Source organism: Paenibacillus sp. J22P169 (assembly GCF_059691995.1).
On the sequence record NZ_JCAUAO010000001.1, the window covers coordinates 2,619,249 to 2,637,752 of the forward strand.

Sequence of the window (18,504 nt, forward strand, 5' to 3'; positions counted from 1 at the left end):
TTTCTTGCCCCTCCTTTTCTAATCCAACCATCTGTATACTTTACCAGGATTATTATCCTTCGTCTCCAAAGGTAAGCTGATTGCTTGTTGAGGTTTACCACCCCCCGCGCCAATCCCTTCCCCCGTTTCTCCCAAAGGTAACACGCCTTTCCCAATCGTCACTTTCGTTTGTTGAGGGACCATGTTATATAATTCCTCTACATCCTGTTGCAGCATTCGAATGCATCCATGTGATTCATCTTTGCCTATGCTCGCCGGCTTATTCGTCCCATGAATCGCATAAAGCGTATTGGATAACGTCATTCCGCGGCTGCCAAACTCACCATTTGATCTGCCATTCGGGTTACGCACTTTTTCACTGATCACAAATTCACCCTGCGGCGTCTTAACGCCTCCAAGACCTACTGTATAACGCCTCAGAATAAATTCTCCACTCACAACAGCCAGTTGATGCTGATCGGTATCAATGATGATCCTTAACGGCTCTAGCAACGGCTCTGACGAGGCTACGGGCTTATTGTTGCTCACTGCTAATGCCTTCTCTTCGTTTGATTGCGTAGGTTGTTCGCCAGCAGTCCCTCCCGTTAGGTTCGGTACCCCAGATCCTTTCCCACTCGTAAGTTCAGCTACCTTTTGCACTACTGTCGGAAAAGCTTCCTTCATTTGTGGAGTCAGACCTGGCAACAAATTGTCAGGATAAGGCTTTGTCAATTGCTGCGGCTTGTCCGGTAATGCCCCCGTCTTCTTTTGATAAGCTTGAATAGCACTTTGCACAATGATCGCTTCTTCACGGTCATGCATCCAAGCGGCAATAATCGGCACTAACTTTGAGCTATCGGCCACCTGACAAGCGCAAATTTGTGCCTGATAATACTTTAACACGGCTTCATTTGCACCAGCTCCTGGATGCTCCACACTAAGAAGCGGACGAACGGAGCGATGCCACTCCTTCCACAACCCATCTTTACTTGGGGGAACATCCATAATGACAGACTCCCCTGTCGCTCTAGTAGGAGGTTGTAAAATTTGTTGCAGCTTCTTCCCCCAATTGCCATCGGAGACATACAGCTTTATTTCAGGATTATCGTGCTGAATACTAGTGATCGCTGCCGCCGCTTCTTCGCCCACTATCGGCTCTGTCTCCACGATCTCCATACCATCCGATTTAGCTAGATCCATGCCCGCTGGAAGAGCTAACAGCACAAATATGATAATGAACAGCAGCCATTTCCTTCTCCTACGCGATTTGGATTGACGTTCTACTGGCACAACTACTTTGTTCAACATCGATGCTGATGAGCTGGTAGGTATAGGTCCATCCAACACTATTTTTTGCTGCTCAAAAGCTTCATATATTTCACCCGCTTGTGCAAAACAATACGCCGCCTTACCTGCTTTACCCTGCGCAGTGTATTCTCTCCCTAACAGATACCATGCCATTTTATGATCAGGATGCTCTTTGACATATTTCTTGAGATACTGAGGATCCTCGATCGGATTATGTTGGAAAAATTTATCCAATTGATCGTTTCGATTATTCGATTTCAAGCTTGCATGCCCCCAATCCAACTTGCTCTACTCTTCGTTTTATCGGCAATCGGGACACAAAGCTGAAGTCCGAATAGAAAAAGGCTTGGTCAGAGAATTACCCCTGCCAAGCCTTTTCTGATCTCAAGCTTTTTTCGAATAAGATTTCACACGTAAAATGGCTGTTTGATTCGAAGCATCCCATTGAACATCCAAGCCGATCTGTTCAGCGAAGAAGCGAATAGGCACATAGGTACGATCTTGTTTCACATAAGGGGATACATCCGTCTCTTGCTTAAAATCTGGCACGCCAGCTTGCTTACGTACGATCCCCTTTTCACCAATGGTTAACTCAACGCTCAGATCGCCTTTGGATAGCTGCACAACAGACTTACCAGCCCGCTCCACATAAGTAACCTTATAACCAAACGTTTCACTGATCGCACGAACAGGCACCATCGTACGTCCATCTTGAATTTCCGGTTGCGCATCAAATGAGATTAGCTTATTGCCGCTAACCACCTTAACATGCCCATCATTCGAGACATTCTCAGGCAAACGATATGGCGTTATTTTGCGAATTTTGTTATTGGAAGCATCCGCTACAATCAGATTGCCTTGCGTTGTGGCCAGCACATCCGAAGGATTGTAGAACTCAGCGGATTGCTCTACGCCGTCCGTTTCTCCCGTTTGAAGCGTTCCTGAAATTGTCGTGACTTTCCCATTCAACAGATAGCGAATCGAATGATTCAAGCTATCCGCAATGAGAAGGCCACCCTCCGAGGTCACAGCTAGCCCTTTCGGGAAGTCAAACTTCGCTTTCAAGGCATCGCCATCTGCAAAATCACCTTCTGCATATAACTCATTTTTCCCATATATCGTAGAAGCGCTAACCGTAGGAGTTGATCCTGCAATCGTCGATACAAGTCCCGAAGCGAAATCAATATAACGGATACGTTGATTACCCGTGTCGCTTACATAAAGATTCCCTTTGCCATCGAGCGCAAGTCCAGAAGGCTCATTGAAAGTAGCAGTTGAAAGGGGGCCGTCGAAATATTCCCCTGCGAATGAAGCTTCACCAGGACGGACTTGTATTACACGGGAAACCGGTGCTGTAAGAGTTGTTACACGACCATCCACAGCGATTTTACGTATCGTATGATTGAGAGCGTCCGCCACATAAACGGAGCCGTCCGCACCAATGGCGATATCACTTGGGTGATTAAAGCTAGCTTCCGAACCTTTACCGTCTTTATTTCCAGGAACACCGTTCCCGGCAACTGTTGAGACATTCCCATTCACGTCGATCTCACGGATCGCATGATTGCCAGCATCCGCTACATAGACATTACCTTTGGCATCCAAAGCAAGCCCCGTTGGCTCGTTAAAAAAGGCTTCAGTTGCTTTCCCATCAAGGAGCCCCCCTGTCGGGAATCCCTGACTGTTCTTCAAAATGGCGAACTCTGGACCAGCAAACGTGGTGACTTGACCATCCTTCACTTTACGAATCACATGGTTGCGTGTATCGGCAATGAGTAGGCTGCCATCAGCAAGCTGTAGTACACTGCTCGGGGCACGAAATGCCGCTTGTAAAGCATCGCCATCCCGATCTTCAAAATCGCCGATTCCCGCTAAGGTCGATATGTCGGAAAGAATCTGACCATTGCTTGATTTCAACGCATCAGCATCTAAACCTGCAGCCCAAGCCGACGAGCCTCCAAGCAAAGTTGCTACAATCATACTTGAAACAAATATCTGTTGTAATGGTTTCATAGGATCTCCTTTATATCTAGTGAACTTTACTAATCTCGATTCTCAGATCCTTCAACATCCGCCGGCACAATCAGCGGAAGGTCAGCTAAAGTTAATTTCTCGAATGTTTGACCAATCTTCTTAACGATCACGATTTTACCAACACGAATTTGGTCATCATAAATGGAAGCCATAGGAATACTGACTAACATTGATTTCTTGGAAGCAGACACTTGAGTGCCATTCCCAAATTTGGTTACAGCATAAACGAGCTCACTAGTTCCTTCACTATCATACTCTTTGATATAGTCGGCACTCGTTGAAGCGTCTGTTTTGTAGAAAATATCTTTATTTTTTAGAGGTATAAATGGAAGATACCCCGTGTGTGAGCCATACAGTAAATGAACTTCTACGGCATAAATATCATTAATTCCAGTAAGGTCAATATTCAGATAATAAGAATTCGGAGGTGACCCCTCATTTGGTCCTTCCGTATTTAACAGCGTTAGTGGTACAACGATTTCTTCCGGGTCAATTGCCACAGTACTCAAACTAACTGAAGGCGTTAATGGCGGGTCTACGACAGGATCAGGGTCAGTCCCTGGGCTAGTGCCTGGATTGGTGATAGGGTTGTTATTGTTCCCTTTATTAGCTTCCGCCTGCGCTGCTTCAAATGCCTTCTTCTCTTGCTCTGATAAAATGGCTTTTAATTTCGCTTCCGCCTCAGCCTTTGCTTTCTCCTCAGCAGCTTTCTTTGCATCCTCAATCTTTTTCTTTTCTTCTTCTAGTTTCTTCAACGCAGCAGCAAGCTTAAGCTTAGCTTCCTCTGCTTTTTTATCGCTTTCCAGCTTTGCTTTCAACTTCGCTTCTTCAAGCTTTTTCAACTCTTCTTGTTTCTTTTTCTCTAATTCAGAATCCACTCCTGCCGTTTTATCAAGCGGTTTGACTTTAGATAGATCAAGCTTTTTATCTTCTTGTGTGATCTTCTTATTCGTTTCTTCAATAATTTTATCTAATGCCTTTTGATCTAATTTCTTCTCAGCCAATGCTTCTTTAGCAATATTACCAATCAAGTTCTCTAAATTTTGCTTCACTTTATTTAAATCCGAGAGATTCTTAATACTCAGGGTCGTTTGATCACCAAAAACAACGCCTGCTTCAATTTCCTTTTTCTTTTTAGCAATAAACTCTTCGTTTTCTTTATCAATCTCCGCTTTGTTTAACAACAGCTCTGCAATAATTTCTGGAGATGCTTGTTTGATAAAATCTTCTAAATCAAAAAACTCCACTTTCAAATCCAAATCCGATGTTTCATCGCGATTATCCAACGAGATTTCTTGCGTCGGATTTAAGTATGTAATCGTTGTAGTTTGTGTTTCATCCGAATTCGACGTTACTGTCGAAGCCGAAACTCTACCTGACCCTACAGCCATTTTGGTTTTACCAGAAACAGGATCAACCGAAACGAAGAATTGTGTTCCACGTACACCCATTACTGCTGTTGGCGTTTCAATCTCAAATTCATCATCAGCTCCCGCTAACGATTTCACCTTGACCCACATAGAACCTGCCCAAACTTTAAGCTTGGATTTCTTATTTCCATTCGAAGAATTGAGATCTGATACATTTAATTCGGCATTGTCACTTAATGTAACATCTGCATCACCACTAGCTAAGTTCAGAGTTACCGAGGAGCTATCCCCCGTATAAACGGTATCCCCTTGGTTTAAACTCATATTTTCATATGCATCATAAACTTTTGAGCCGCCGCCTTTTTTAATAGTCACGTCTCCAGATAATGCCGTGATAATAGCAACGCGGACCGTTTTGGCATCCACCGGCTTAACTAACAGCACAGATATTAAACTAAATATCAAGCTAAAGCTTAACAAAATTGATATAAATGATTTCTTTGTCATTCCCACTCTGCATGCCTCCCAGCAACTCTATTTATGCCCGATCACTTCATACACAGCAACCGGTTTTTCTTTTCCTTTTACTTTAATCTCACCGATGGATTCGATCTCAAAGAGGCCTTTGACACGCTCATACGTCTGCTCACTAATTAAAATTTGCCCTGGTTTGGCATTGGATTCAAGGCGGGCTGACAAGTTAACGGTATCTCCGATAGCTGTGTAATCCAACCTCAAATCTTCAGAGCCAATGTTCCCAACAACCGCAGGACCACTATTAATCCCCAAGCCAAATTTCACACCGATGCCATAATTCTTAATCAACTTCTGCTCAAGAATATCGGCTTGAGACTTCATCTCGATCGCTGCACGCACAGCCATTTCAGGATGATTCTCATACTCAATTGGAGCGCCAAACATCGCCATAACGCCATCACCAATGAACTTATCTAACGTGCCATTAAACTTAAAGATCGCTTTCGTACATACATCTAAATATTCATTTAACACCTGAATCACCTGCTCAGGCTCTAACCGTTCCGACATCGGTGTAAATCCGCGAATATCAACAAATATCAATGAAATATCTTTGCGGCTTCCACCAAGCTTCACATCTTCACCTGATTGAAGAAGCTCGTCCACAACGGTTTTGGAAACGAAGCGACCGAAAATACCTGTGACCCGATTTCTTTCTTTTCGTTCTTCTAAGTAATGGCTTACTAATGACCATACATAGATGGTAACTAGCGCAAATTGTGGATACACCAGTGGTAAGAACAAAGATCCAATACTATAGAATCCTAACCAAACAAGGCCATAGACCAGGAACAGACCTATGAAAATGAATAGCGCCGTCTTACCATTGAACTTCTCGAACAAGACAATAGCTAGTAAGGAAATAAGTAGAATAATCGCGATACCAGCCGATTTCGAAGCATCATTATAAAAAACACTCTCTAGCAGGGTTTGAATCATATTCGCATGAATTTCAATCCCGAACATCTTCACCGAAGAGATTGGTGTCGGATATTCATCTTGCATGGCCGTTACAAAGGGGCCTACAAGCACAATGCTTCCCTTCAGGGGTAATGGCTTTGTACTATTAAGTACATCAACGAATGAGAGCAATTCATAGCCCGTTGTCGCATCTACCTTCTGTCTTGGCATCGTGAAGAACTCTGTCGTCACTTGATTTCTCTCGTTGGTTGGCACGACTTCATTCCCGCGCAACCATTCTCCAGTTGCTGCATCACGCTTTACTTTTTCACTATCTTCCAAAACTAAATTCGCTAGAGCCACACTGAATGCCGGTATGTATGTACCTTTCTCATCAGGCAAACCGACGGGCAGCTTACGCGCTTTACCATCCTTATCAACAAACACATTGATATGGGCCATTTGATCTCTCTTGGTCGTTAGAGTTGCGGAAGGATAATCAATTCTCTCAGGAACTAGATCGCCTGCGGACTGTTGTTTGGAGGGGTAATTGATTTGTACTGGCAAAATAATATTGTTGTACTTCGCTAGCACATCGGCTAACGCTTTATCATCAGCAGGGTTCTTCGACGGTTCCGCAAGCACAACGTCGATCCCAATCGCCGCTACACCGGATTGCTCCAGCTTTTCAATGACTTGCGCATATGTACTTCGATCCCACGGAAACTTTCCGATGGCAGCAAGCGATTTATCATCAATTTTCACAATCTTGATGCGATCATCCGGCTGACGCTCATCAACGGATTTCGCGCCACGCAAAATATCTTGGAGAGGACCTTCGACAAAGTAAAACAAGCCGCTCGAGTTCACTGTGTAGAAATATGTCGAAAACACCATTAATAGGAGTCCTACTACTAAAGTCTTAATCCATTTCTTCTTACCCATATATTCCTCCCAGAGTTTACTAGTTTCATTGTAAGATGCTATCTACGAATTGGCAATAAATTGTTACAAATTTCACACTTTTTCAGCAAAAAAAGAGCCCGTTCCTTTTCAGGAAACGAGCTCTTTCGACATTTTGTGGGTTTTCACAAAATGATTTTAAATTATGATTAGCTAAAAGGTGAATCCGCAACTTTAATGGAGTCAGTTGGGCAGCCATCTTGAGCATCTTGCAGATCATCAAATAGATCTTCAGGAATTTCTGTAACCCCTTTGTTTCCATCACCATCAAAAATCACTTCTGCCAAACCTTCATCATCGTAATCATAGATATCTGGAGCTGTAGCTCCGCAAGCGCCGCAAGCGATGCAAGTATCTTTATCAACGAATGTATACTTAGCCATGTTTTCTACTCCTCCTCAAATTATCCTCATTGTAAAATATAATATAAATACGGACAAAGTTCAAACCTTAAAATTGACAATCCACAAAATATTGCTCAATAAAGTCCGCAATTCCACGGATATCATTCAAATTGAAGCGTGGATGTGCGAGGTCATCTTCTAGATTAGAGAGATCAGTCGCAACCGCAATGGGAGTTGGCACTGATCCTTTAATCATTTCTCTCTGCTCTATTGTACGATAGACTGCAATCTTTGGATGCTTTTCCCGCTTAAACCCTTCAATAAAAATATAATCAAGATGGGCAAAAGCTAGTAATTGTTCTTCTAAGCTCGGCGTTTCCTTTTTCTCATATACGTGTATGGCATCCGGAGAGAGTGTCACCACAACGTCTGCGCCTGACTCGGCGTAAATCGTTGAGTCGGCTCCTTTCGCTTCTTTATAATGTCCATGCGCATCATGTTTCATAACCGCAATCCGATGGCCGCGTAGCTTCATTTCAATTGTAAGCTTAGCTACCAACGTTGTTTTCCCACTATTGGAAAATCCCGCGAAGCCCACACAATGAGCCATGTTCCTCACTCTCCTATTTCGTTATGTAGCGGATTATTTCGTAAATGATCCATTTGCAAGGATGTCCCTCTCACCTTATGATTACGAATCAAGGAAGATGGATCATCGCTCATCATTCCCGCTGTCAGAATGACACCTTCGCCAAATTTATCCCTTAGTCCATCCATCACTTTATTCAAATTCTCCCTGCGCGGCTGTTTCTCATAATCGAATAAATCTAGCTGGACGTAGGATTCTTCCTTGGCAATTAAATTTTGCAGGGTGATACCCAAGAGTCTTACTGGATTTCCATCCTCCCACTGATGATCATATAGCTGGCAGGAGGTTCGATAAATATCGTCCATATGCTCGGTTGGCGTTGACAGCGTAAGCGATCTAGTAATCGTCCTCATCTCTGGATCACGGATGGTAACTTGAATAGTAGAAGTCATAAGCTCTTGCCTACGCAGCCGCCTCGCTACCTGATCAGCTAGATTCAGTAAGACGCGATGAATTTCGACACGATCCGTATAATCCCGCGGTAATGTCGTCGTATGTCCGATCGACTTGCTCTGCTCCTGTTCCGGATTCACAGGTGAGGGATCAATCCCATTGGCAGAGCGCTTTAAGTGCGCTCCCAACACGCCGAAATGCTTATTCAACAGAGAGTCGTCCCCGACGGCTAACTGCCCTAACGTATGGATACCTAGCCGCGTAAGCTTCTCCGCTGTTTTTTTACCGATTCCATATAAATAATTGCATGGCTTATCCCAAAACACAGACGGCACATCCCGAAGCCGCAAAACCGTAATTCCATTCGGCTTCTTCATATCTGAACCCATCTTAGCCAGCAGCTTATTAGGAGCAACTCCAATGGAGCATGGCAGCTTCAATTCTTGCATAATTCTTTTTTGAATACTATTCGCGATTTCAAGTGGTGTTCCAAACTGCTTAGAACCTGTAATATCTACAAAACACTCATCGATAGACATAGATTCTACCATCGGTGAATATCCATAGACTACCTGCATAAACCGCCTGGAGAAATTACGATAGAGATCAAAATCAGGTCTGATTAAGATGAGATCCGGACATATTTTCAGCGCTTGCCTAACTTGCATCCCTGTCCTGATCCCTAGCTTGCGTGCTGCATATGATGAAGTAACGATAATCCCCTTACGAAGCTCAACACTCCCCGCAACAGCAAGAGGCTTTCCTTTATATAAGTCAGGCTCTACAGCCTCGTGAACCGAACAATAGAAAGCATTCATATCAATATGTAAAATGACTCTGCCTTGCTTGGGATAATGATGCTCTACCGACACCATATTCACGACCTCCCAGTTATAGTGAAACAGAATTCAGAGCCTTCTAACTCGAGTGAAACATATCCAACCTGAGATGTCAAAAAAATAATCATACAAGCATACGCAATTTTACGTTATGATGTCTTTAGCTGTACATTTATGTTATAATCGTAAATTATACATTAACGCTTTAAAGCAAGCGAAACTACACACATCACTTACAACGAAGTCACTTTGCTAGCTTTTGAAGGAGGAACCCATGCCAACATCAGTCAAAATCTTCGACACAACCCTTAGAGACGGAACTCAAGGAGAAGGTATCTCCCTATCCGTCGAGGATAAAATCAAAATTGCCCGTAAGCTCGATGAGCTTGGGGTTCATTATATTGAAGGCGGATGGCCGGGCAGCAACAGCAAAGACATTGAATTCTTTGAGCGCGCCCGCACGATGATTTTCACGAATGCCAAAATCACCGCGTTCGGGAGCACAAGGCGGAAAGACTCGCTTGCCGCGGATGACATTAACCTCAACAGGCTCGTTGAATCAGGTGCGCAAGTCGCCACGATTTTCGGTAAGTCATGGGACTTTCATGTGACGACAGCTATTCAAACAACGCTCGAAGAAAATTTGAATATGATTTATGATTCCGTTCTCTTTTTGAAAAACAGCGGGATGGAAGTCATTTATGATGCCGAGCATTTCTTCGATGGCTACAAAAACAATCCGGATTATGCGCTGCAAACAATCAAAAAGGCTCAGGACGCAGGAGCTGATTGGATTACGTTGTGTGACACGAATGGCGGATCCTTGCCGAACGAGATCACAGCAATCGTAACGACAGTTACGCAGCACGTCTCTACGCCAGTGGGTATTCACGCTCATAATGACTGTGAATTAGGTGTAGCAAACTCGCTAGCTGCCGTACAAGCCGGTGCCAGACAAGTTCAAGGGACCATTAACGGCTACGGAGAGCGTTGTGGTAATGCGAACCTAAGCTCGATTATCCCTAACTTACAATTGAAACTTAATTATGAAGTCATCTCTACCGATCAATTGAAGTCACTTACATCCGTCTCGAGATATATCAGTGAAATCGCCAACATGCATATGCCTGTTAACCAACCGTATGTTGGGAATGCGGCATTTGCTCATAAAGGCGGCATTCATGTTTCTGCCATCCTCAAGGATGCCAGCACGTATGAACATACGAAGCCTGAACTTGTAGGAAATAAACAGCGCGTGCTTGTTTCTGAGCTCGCTGGCCAAAGTAATGTACTTGTTAAGGCACAAGAACTAAACTTGGATTTCAACAGAGAACATCAGAAGACCAAAGATGTCATCGAGAAGATTAAGGACATGGAGCATCAAGGCTACCAATTCGAAGGCGCTGACGCTACACTGGAGCTTCTGCTTCGCGAGGCTTTCGAAGGTCTTGAAGAAATCTTTACGCTAGAATCCTTCAAAATGCTCGTAGAGAAATCAGCCAATCACTCTGTTGTCTCTGAAGCCATCGTCAAAGTGAAGGTTCACGGCGAAACGATCTATACCGCAGCTGAAGGCAATGGCCCGGTAAATGCACTTGATAATGCTTTACGGAAAGCACTCATTCAATACTATCCGGACATCAAGAACGTTCATCTTTCCGATTATAAAGTACGTGTACTTGACGAGAAAGGTGCGACAGCCGGTAAGGTTCGCGTTTTGATGGAATCTACGGATTTCAATTCCACTTGGAACACACTCGGTGTGTCCAGTAACATCATCGAAGCAAGTTGGTATGCACTTGTTGACAGCTTGCGATATGCCCTAATCAGTAGAAAGCGTGTAGAGCCTGCTAATAAAGAGCAACAGGAACGATTAGGTTTAGTGAATCACTAATGGGTACGAAAAAGCTGCAAGAGCATTATGGCTCTTTGCAGCTTTTTTTGCGTTATCTCATTCCTCTTTGAGAAGACTCGCCATCCTCTTGTCGAGTTCTTTCGGGGAAAGCACATGAATAATTTCGCGAATCACACCATTTTTATCAATCAGAAAGCTCGTTGGAATTGCAATAACCTGATAGGTATCCGCATTTGCCCCTTGTTTATCAAGGAGTACAGGGAATGGGTATTGATATGTGTCCACGAATTTTTTGATATTGTCCATTTTATCCCCAGGCGTCACATTGACCGCATAAAGATCAAATTTCCCTTCATATTTCTTATACAAATTCACCAAATCTGGCGCTTCTTCCTCACACGGACCACACCAGGATGCCCAGAAATTCACAAACATCGGCTTCTCGCGCGGCCCGCCAACGGAATACTCTTTTCCATCCAACCCTTGCAAGGTAAAAGGAGGAGCTAAGAAATTCACTTTCGCCGCTTGTTCACTCGGCATCATGGTTTGTTCATTTTCATTCCGTACATTTTGATAAATCGCAAAGCTCGCCAATAAAGCGACGAAAGCAATCACGATGAGATTCTTCTTCACAGCATCAACCTCCACTCCCTCTATATTATCTCCAAATTAGCTAAAATTCCAACATCACGATCCTGAAGTATGCTTTCATTCCATTAGGGAAAAGTAAACCTACTCTTTGCGATGAAAGGAAACGTTATAATGAAACAAGCTTCAATGACAACTAAGGGTAAAACTTCCTTAAATAAAATGAGAATTTACGAACATGAACAGTCGTCCGATAAAAAAGAGAAAGACGCAAGTGAGAAGGGGAGCGTTTGGCAATATCTTGCGATTGCCTCCATCCCTTTGGTGCTTGTACTTGGCAATTCCATGCTGGTTCCAATACTGCCTGACTTGCAGGAGAAAATGAACATCTCCCGTTTCCAAAGCTCTCTGACTATCACCTTGTTTTCACTGACAGCAGGCATCCTTATCCCGGTATCCGGTTATTTATCCGATCGATTCACACGCAAAGCCGTTATTATACCTTCGCTCATCGTATATGGGGCTGCCGGGATTCTTGCCGGGCTCGGAGCCGTTTGGAACTCTTATCCCATCCTTATAGCCTCCCGTGCTATTCAAGGGCTTGGAGCCGCAGGTACAGCCCCAATTGCGATGGCACTAGTTCGTGATATTTATAAAGGTCCCACAGCCAGTAAAGCCCTCGGACTTATCGAAGCCTCCAACGGAATCGGCAAAGTTGTGAGTCCTATTCTAGGTTCCCTACTTGCGTTAATCATCTGGTTTGCACCTTTCTTTGCCTTCCCACTTTTTTGTTTACTTGCGCTGCTCGCAGTTATTTTTATGATCAAAGAACCTGCCAAAGAGAAGGAAGCCGAACCACTTAGCCAATATTTGAAACAGATCAAAACCATCTTGAAGAGCAAAGGTCATTGGCTGCTACCCGCTTTTGTAGCTGGCTCGATCACTTTATTCATTTTATTCGGTGTACTATTCTACCTCTCTCAGATTTTAGAAGAGAAACCTTACAGCATTGAAGGTGTACGCAAAGGGCTTGTTCTCGCAATCCCGTTGCTTTGCCTTGTTATTACCTCCTATACCACGGGAGCTAAAATCAAACAAAACGGCAAGCTCATGCGCTGGCTCATGAATATCGGACTTTTATCCATGGTAGCATCTCTTACATTGGCTACTTTCTTAAATGGGAACCTGTATGTGTTCATTGGCTTATTATCGTTCAGCGGGATAGGGACAGGACTCCTTCTCCCATGCCTAAACACGCTCATAACCGGATCAGTTGAACGTGAGCAGCGCGGTATGATCACTTCCCTTTATAATAGCTTACGATTTATTGGAGTCGCCTTCGGTCCTCCACTCTTTGGTTGGCTTATGAGCATCTCTCATAAAACACTTTTTATCACAGTCGCCTCTCTGTCATTACTTATGCTGGCCATAGTATTTTTCTTCATCAAGCCCGAGGCAGAACTGAAAGAACAAACGTGATATACTAACCTCATGTCATGCAAAGTGAGGGAGGGAGCGCAAGTGAGCCTACATTTAACTAAGCAGTTATATGACGAATTGGTCTCATACAGTAGGCACTCACTCCCGAACGAAGCTTGTGGCATTCTGCTTGGGGAATCCTCATCCTACCCATCCGATGATCTGCATGCACTCACGTTCATACCTCTTCGCAATCACGCCTTGCATCCAACAAAACAATTCGCCATCTATCCCATCGATTTGATTCCCTATCTAACGGATAAAAGTCGCTCTGTCGTCGGTATCTTTCATTCACACCCCACTGCCGCGCCAGTGCCTTCTGCTGAAGATCTCTCAACACTCTGGCACACCATTCCAACTTACTGGATCTTATCGTTACAAAACGAAGCGAATCCGAACCTTCAGGTCTATTCCCTAAAAAAAACCACCACTACCGCATATCACAAACTTTCGTTTGTCATCGGTCAATGATGGCTTAATAAAGCATATAAATCTCCTAGCGTATCTACATCTCTCGCTCTTACTTCGCCCATTAATCGGGACCATAATTGTGCTGTCATCAGGGCATCCTCAAGTGCATGATGCCTCACTGTAACTGGGACGTCGTAAGCATGCAGAAGTGAGTCCAAGCTCAAGTTTTTCCGTTTGGGCATAAGCCATTTCGCAATCATCATAATATCTAAGACACGATGGGATAAACTTACTTTTGACGTGCGCCACAACGCGGAGTTCAAAAAGTTTTTATCATGCCCAATGGCATGCGCGACCAAGATTTTCTGTTGAACGAATTCTAAGAAATCACTTAATACACCGATTAAATCAGGAGCATCGCTAGCCATTTCATTCGTTATGCCAGTTAACTTCACAATCTCATCTGGAATTTTCCGTTTCGGGTTCACCATTTTATAAAAAGTATCATGTGTCTGCACTTCACCGCCAATAACAGAGACAGCGCCGAATGAAATAATTTCATCACCGTTATAAGGAGAGAATCCCGTCGTTTCCAGATCAAACACCACAATTTCCATCGAATGCAAAGGAATTTCAAATAGAGAATCCTTCCGTTGCTCTTTCAACATCGACCGAATAAAAGCCATTTGCTGTGCACTTTGTGCATCAAACATTGAGGTTAAGGCCGGTGTTAAACCACCCATCTTATATAAATGCCACATACGACCTGCTGGACGCATATCCTTCACGCGATTCACCTCTCCCTACATACAATGAAACGTGATTTCCGATTCCGATATATCTAACCTTTTTCTCTCTCTATGTGTGACCCTATGGATTTACTGACGTACTTCTGCAAGGCAATTCCTGTCCGCAGACATCGTTTTAATTGCGATCGAATCTCTTTGTTAAGTTGTTCCGCAGAAAGCTTACCTCTTGTCGTATACTTCTCCTCATCTAACTGAAAGGGAGTACTGTCTCTTAACTGTAAAGCGATAGAAAAAGCTACTTCCCACTCGCTTGCTAACTGATCCGATACAACCCCGTTTACTTTAAGCTGCTTAATTCGCTCAATTGTTGAAGTGGCAAGAATTCCCGCTCTTATGGCAAGCAACCGAATCCCATTAACAATCGGAATATAAGCGCCGTATTTGATATCAAATCCGCCAGCATCTTCGCCATATCTCTCTGTAATCAAATGCCCCAATACACCTACCGAAATTTTGTGATGCAGCGTGTTCGACAACAAATATTTCAAGAGACTAGGATTCTCCTTCACATAAGCAAGAAAAGACTGTTTCAGCTTTATCACCAACGCTTCGGAACCATAGATACAGCGCATATCCGCCATAATGAGTAAATACCGTACATTTTCCCAATCTGGCTCCTTACACCAACCTAGCATCATTTCCGTGTATCCTTGCAGCGACTTACGCCATTGTGGATTACTCGAAATAACATTCCCTTCACAAGGGGGGTACCCTAATACATCCAAACCTTGAAGAATATACGTGGTAAGCTTATCAAAATAAGCATCTAATTCCTCTTGCGAATGCGTTTCACTATTTCCATAAATAAGTCCGTTATCCTGATCACTCCAGAGGGTCTGTTCCCTTCTACCGCCACTGCCCATTAGAATAAAAGCATAGGAAACAGGCGGCTTTCCGTAACCTTCATCCTCCAGTAAATGCTCTGCAATCTGAGCCGTCCGTTGAATCATCGCATCATGTACTTGATTGATGTGCTGCCCTGTCTCTGGAGTATAGGAAAAAAGGAGATGCTCCCGAAACATCTCATGCACCTGATCTCTGGTTATTCGCATCTCATCGAATTGCTCCGATTGATGAACGCGTTCCAGGATCCGTTCCATTGAGAGATGATTCATGTTGCATCCCCTTTGCTCTAGTAGAAAGTATATGTGTTGTTAAACGGACACTCCGTTTTGAGCTGCTTTTTTCATTTGTTCAGGATATCCGTATGAACCATGCTCAGACAGATCCAGACCAATGATTTCTTCTTCTTCTGTAACACGAAGACCGATTGTCGCTTTAAGAATACCTAAGATAATGAAGGAAAGAACAAGTACGAATGCTAGAGCTCCAGCAAGACCTAGTGCTTGAATACCTAATTGGTGGAAGCCACCGCCGTAGAATAAACCTGCACCACCGATACCAACCTTCGCAGATAGCTCAGGAGTTGCGAACAAACCAGTGGAAAGTGTACCCCAGATACCAGCGATACCATGTACGGAGAATGCATAGATCGGATCGTCAATTCCAGCTCTTTCGAACCATTGCGCTGTGAAGAAGGTCACGATACCAGCAACTGCACCGATTACAAGAGCAGCCCAAGTGTCTACGAACGCACACGCTGCAGTGATAGCAACAAGTGCCGCTAGAACACCATTCAACATGCTAGGAATATCTGCTTTACCAAAGTACATCCAAGAAATAATTAGTGCAGCCACGCCACCTGCAGCAGCAGCCATATTCGTAGTCAATGCGATATAACCGAAGAACCCATCACCCATTGCACTTAGCGTACTACCTGGGTTGAAACCGAACCAACCGATCCAAAGGATGATAACACCGAGAACAGACAATACTTGGTTGTGACCAGGAATCAAGTTTGGCGTTTTATCTTTATTATATTTGCCAATACGAGGTTTAAGCAAGATCGTTGCAACCAAAGCTGCTGTTGCACCTTGTAAATGAACTACTGTTGAACCCGCGAAATCTTGCATGCCCAATTTGCTCAACCAGCCGCCGCCCCATACCCAGTGCGCTACGATTGGATAGATAATTACGGTGAACAAAATTCCGAAGATGAAGTAAACAGGAAGTTTCGCTCTTTCTGCGAATCCACCCCATGCGATTGCAAGGGAGACACCAGCGAAAGCAAGTTGGAACAAGAATTTAATACCGATAGGAACATCAGAGAAGGAAAGAGATCCGAAAGCTGCAGCAGCTTGATCTTCTAAACCTGTTACAAAGAAGCCCGTTTCTCCGAAGAATGCATTTCCATCACCGAAGGCAAAACCAAACCCTACAGCCCAGAATGCAATGGCACATAATCCGAAAGTTAAAATCGTTTTACCGGCTACGTGACCGGCATTTTTCATTCTAGTTGACCCCGCTTCTAAAAGTGCAAAACCAGCTTGCATGAAAATGACTAAGATTGCTGCTAACATTACCCACACTGCATCAATTGCACTCTGTAATTGTGGTGCTGTTGCCTCATCCGCTGCAAATGCGAGTGTAGGGAACAATAATGACATAAGACCGAAAGCTAACAACAATTTCTTAACCATACGACCACTTCCTTTAATGTTAGATTAAGTAACATGTAATGAAACTCTTAATGTCATTATATACATGTTATTTGGGTTTGACAATAGGATTTTCGTTAAAAAATTGATAAAAGCGAAAAATAACCTGACATCAAACAGGCATAATTCGTGTTTCGGCTCATAGGCGATCAAAAAACATCCCATTTACACCATTATCCAATGTCAGCTTTGCGAAGCATCACGTTTGACTGTACGGTTTATTATCAGTTATCATGTTTATATAGAAGAAAGAAAATCAAACCATTGGAGTAGAGGTGAATTTAGCATGGGGAATGAGAAGCTTTATAAAATTGGAGAGCTCGCTAAGCTTGCTGATGTAAGCCCTCGAACCATTGATTACTACACCAAGCTGAGCTTAATCGAACCAGAGAAGAGATCCGATACGAACTATCGCCTTTACAGTAGTGAAACCTTGCATCGACTCAAACGTATTGAATCGATGAAGAACGAGAAATATACCTTAGAGGAAATCAAAGTACATTTACAACAATGGAGTAAAGTGACCTCCGATGATACGGTGACAGATAAGCTTACATCACTTCAATTGCATCTTGAACAATTAATGAAGGAAGCCAAAGAGCTTAGCCCACTAGTTCAGCAATTGAAGCCTAAACAACTGAAAAAGCTGTATCACATTCTAACCCAACCTACCGCCGCTTGTATCGAAGCACTTATTGTCCTTCTAGGTAAAAATCCGTTCTCATAATTGAATTACGGAGGAGTGCCCTATGTTTTTTCACCCAATGGATTTTCTAATTATCATTGCATTTGGCCTTTCCATGTGGGCTTCATTCCGAGTGCGTGGTACATTCAACAAATGGTCGAGTGTACCCGTCTACTCTCGCATGACAGGAGCCGAAGCAGCAAGACGAATGTTAGATGCTAACGGCCTATACGATGTACCGGTTGAAGCTGTTCCTGGAACACTGACAGACCACTACGATCCAATGGCTCGAGCTGTACGGTTATCAGAACCCGTCTACTTCCAGAGCTCCATCTCAGCCGTGTCCGTCGCTTGTCACGAAGTAGGTCATGCCATTCAACATCAAGTTCATTATCCAATGCTTGTCGCAAGACACAAGATGTTTCCCGTTGTTAACTTCGCTTCCGGTGTAGCGCCTATCTTGATCCTAGCGGGTTTCTTTTTTCAAAGTATCCCTTGGTTACTGGAACTCGGCATTATCTTCTTCGCCGTAGCCGTAGCTTTTCAATTAGTTACGTTACCCGTTGAATTTAACGCCAGCAACCGAGCACGCAATGAAATGGTTGCTCAAGGCTTCATCTCTAATGAAGAAGAACGTGGCGTAGCTAAGGTATTAAATGCTGCTGCATTAACCTATGTGGCCGCGGCATTAATCTCTGTGCTTGAGCTTCTGAAATATATTATGATCTTCAATGGCCGCAATAACGACGACTAAAGTTAAAAGCTCTCCCATTCGGATGCTAAGGCACCTGATAGGAGAGCTT

Annotated in this window: 16 protein-coding genes; 5 read left to right on the plus strand and 11 right to left on the minus strand. The window is 43.7% G+C overall.

The features are described 5' to 3' along the window. Positions 1-18: 18 nt before the first annotated feature. From AC58QG_RS11995 to AC58QG_RS12025, 7 genes are all read right to left on the minus strand, one after another. A complete protein-coding gene (locus tag AC58QG_RS11995; RefSeq protein WP_497362270.1) occupies positions 19-1,548 on the minus strand; it encodes a L,D-transpeptidase in 1,530 nt (509 codons plus the stop codon). A 123-nt stretch (positions 1,549-1,671) separates the two neighbouring features. After that, positions 1,672-3,300, minus strand: coding sequence for an NHL domain-containing protein (locus tag AC58QG_RS12000; RefSeq protein ID WP_497362271.1), 1,629 nt, complete (start codon positions 3,298-3,300; stop codon positions 1,672-1,674). A gap of 29 nt (positions 3,301-3,329) precedes the next feature. Beyond that, complete coding sequence (locus AC58QG_RS12005) at positions 3,330-5,198, minus strand: FecR family protein (protein ID WP_497362842.1); 1,869 nt, start codon at positions 5,196-5,198, stop codon at positions 3,330-3,332. Between the two features lie 27 nt (positions 5,199-5,225). Continuing rightward, positions 5,226-7,073: a CHASE2 domain-containing protein gene (locus AC58QG_RS12010; protein WP_497362272.1), complete on the minus strand. Its 1,848-nt coding sequence runs from the start codon at positions 7,071-7,073 to the stop codon at positions 5,226-5,228. Positions 7,074-7,240: 167 nt separating this feature from the next. Continuing rightward, entirely contained in the window at positions 7,241-7,474 is a 234-nt protein-coding gene (locus AC58QG_RS12015; RefSeq protein ID WP_028556576.1) for a ferredoxin, read from the minus strand. Between the two features lie 67 nt (positions 7,475-7,541). Continuing rightward, a complete protein-coding gene (gene mobB, locus AC58QG_RS12020; protein ID WP_497362273.1) occupies positions 7,542-8,045 on the minus strand; it encodes a molybdopterin-guanine dinucleotide biosynthesis protein B in 504 nt (167 codons plus the stop codon). Between the two features lie 5 nt (positions 8,046-8,050). Continuing rightward, positions 8,051-9,352, minus strand: coding sequence for a DNA polymerase IV (locus AC58QG_RS12025; RefSeq protein WP_497362274.1), 1,302 nt, complete (start codon positions 9,350-9,352; stop codon positions 8,051-8,053). A gap of 238 nt (positions 9,353-9,590) precedes the next feature. Between AC58QG_RS12025 and cimA the strand changes: the two genes are divergently transcribed. Next, positions 9,591-11,210, plus strand: coding sequence for a citramalate synthase (gene cimA, locus AC58QG_RS12030; protein WP_497362275.1), 1,620 nt, complete (start codon positions 9,591-9,593; stop codon positions 11,208-11,210). A gap of 57 nt (positions 11,211-11,267) precedes the next feature. On the opposite strand, the gene AC58QG_RS12035 is transcribed toward cimA, so the two are convergent. Continuing rightward, positions 11,268-11,804 carry a TlpA disulfide reductase family protein gene (locus AC58QG_RS12035; protein ID WP_497362276.1) on the minus strand — a complete coding sequence of 179 codons (537 nt, stop codon included), beginning with the start codon at positions 11,802-11,804 and terminating at the stop codon, positions 11,268-11,270. Between the two features lie 177 nt (positions 11,805-11,981). Here AC58QG_RS12035 and AC58QG_RS12040 point away from each other — a divergent pair, with 177 nt between their 5' ends. Together AC58QG_RS12040 and AC58QG_RS12045 are read left to right on the plus strand one after the other, a co-directional pair. After that, positions 11,982-13,238: an MFS transporter gene (locus AC58QG_RS12040; protein WP_497362277.1), complete on the plus strand. Its 1,257-nt coding sequence runs from the start codon at positions 11,982-11,984 to the stop codon at positions 13,236-13,238. 42 nt (positions 13,239-13,280) lie between these two features. Next, on the plus strand, positions 13,281-13,709 hold the full coding sequence (locus AC58QG_RS12045) for a M67 family metallopeptidase (RefSeq protein WP_497362278.1): 429 nt from the start codon (positions 13,281-13,283) through the stop codon (positions 13,707-13,709). Here AC58QG_RS12045 and AC58QG_RS12050 read toward each other — a convergent pair. From AC58QG_RS12050 to AC58QG_RS12060, 3 genes are read right to left on the minus strand one after another with little or no spacing between them, the layout of a single operon-like run. Further along, complete coding sequence (locus AC58QG_RS12050; protein ID WP_497362843.1) at positions 13,703-14,437, minus strand: exonuclease domain-containing protein; 735 nt, start codon at positions 14,435-14,437, stop codon at positions 13,703-13,705. The two genes, AC58QG_RS12045 and AC58QG_RS12050, sit on opposite strands and share 7 nt — an antisense overlap. A 53-nt stretch (positions 14,438-14,490) precedes the next feature. After that, positions 14,491-15,558: a DUF294 nucleotidyltransferase-like domain-containing protein gene (locus AC58QG_RS12055; RefSeq protein WP_497362279.1), complete on the minus strand. Its 1,068-nt coding sequence runs from the start codon at positions 15,556-15,558 to the stop codon at positions 14,491-14,493. A gap of 54 nt (positions 15,559-15,612) precedes the next feature. Continuing rightward, positions 15,613-16,998: an ammonium transporter gene (locus tag AC58QG_RS12060; RefSeq protein WP_497362280.1), complete on the minus strand. Its 1,386-nt coding sequence runs from the start codon at positions 16,996-16,998 to the stop codon at positions 15,613-15,615. 304 nt (positions 16,999-17,302) lie between these two features. On the opposite strand from AC58QG_RS12060, the gene AC58QG_RS12065 reads away from it, so the two are divergent. Both AC58QG_RS12065 and AC58QG_RS12070 read left to right on the plus strand, forming a co-directional pair. Further along, positions 17,303-17,743 (plus strand): MerR family transcriptional regulator, encoded by a 441-nt coding sequence (locus AC58QG_RS12065; protein ID WP_497362281.1) that lies wholly within the window; start codon positions 17,303-17,305, stop codon positions 17,741-17,743. 22 nt (positions 17,744-17,765) lie between these two features. Further along, a complete protein-coding gene (locus AC58QG_RS12070) occupies positions 17,766-18,455 on the plus strand; it encodes a zinc metallopeptidase (protein WP_497362282.1) in 690 nt (229 codons plus the stop codon). The last annotated feature ends 49 nt before the right edge of the window (positions 18,456-18,504 follow it).

Coding starts and splice junctions, on each gene's coding strand:
- AC58QG_RS12000 (WP_497362271.1), bottom strand. CDS start 3,300: ATGAAACCATTACAACAGATATTTGTTTCAAGTATGATTGTAGCAACT.
- AC58QG_RS12005 (WP_497362842.1), bottom strand. CDS start 5,198: ATGACAAAGAAATCATTTATATCAATTTTGTTAAGCTTTAGCTTGATA.
- AC58QG_RS12010 (WP_497362272.1), bottom strand. CDS start 7,073: ATGGGTAAGAAGAAATGGATTAAGACTTTAGTAGTAGGACTCCTATTA.
- AC58QG_RS12015 (WP_028556576.1), bottom strand. CDS start 7,474: ATGGCTAAGTATACATTCGTTGATAAAGATACTTGCATCGCTTGCGGC.
- mobB (WP_497362273.1), bottom strand. CDS start 8,045: ATGGCTCATTGTGTGGGCTTCGCGGGATTTTCCAATAGTGGGAAAACA.
- AC58QG_RS12025 (WP_497362274.1), bottom strand. CDS start 9,352: ATGGTGTCGGTAGAGCATCATTATCCCAAGCAAGGCAGAGTCATTTTA.
- cimA (WP_497362275.1), top strand. CDS start 9,591: ATGCCAACATCAGTCAAAATCTTCGACACAACCCTTAGAGACGGAACT.
- AC58QG_RS12040 (WP_497362277.1), top strand. CDS start 11,982: ATGAGAATTTACGAACATGAACAGTCGTCCGATAAAAAAGAGAAAGAC.
- AC58QG_RS12055 (WP_497362279.1), bottom strand. CDS start 15,558: ATGGAACGGATCCTGGAACGCGTTCATCAATCGGAGCAATTCGATGAG.
- AC58QG_RS12060 (WP_497362280.1), bottom strand. CDS start 16,998: ATGGTTAAGAAATTGTTGTTAGCTTTCGGTCTTATGTCATTATTGTTC.
- AC58QG_RS12065 (WP_497362281.1), top strand. CDS start 17,303: ATGGGGAATGAGAAGCTTTATAAAATTGGAGAGCTCGCTAAGCTTGCT.
- AC58QG_RS12070 (WP_497362282.1), top strand. CDS start 17,766: ATGTTTTTTCACCCAATGGATTTTCTAATTATCATTGCATTTGGCCTT.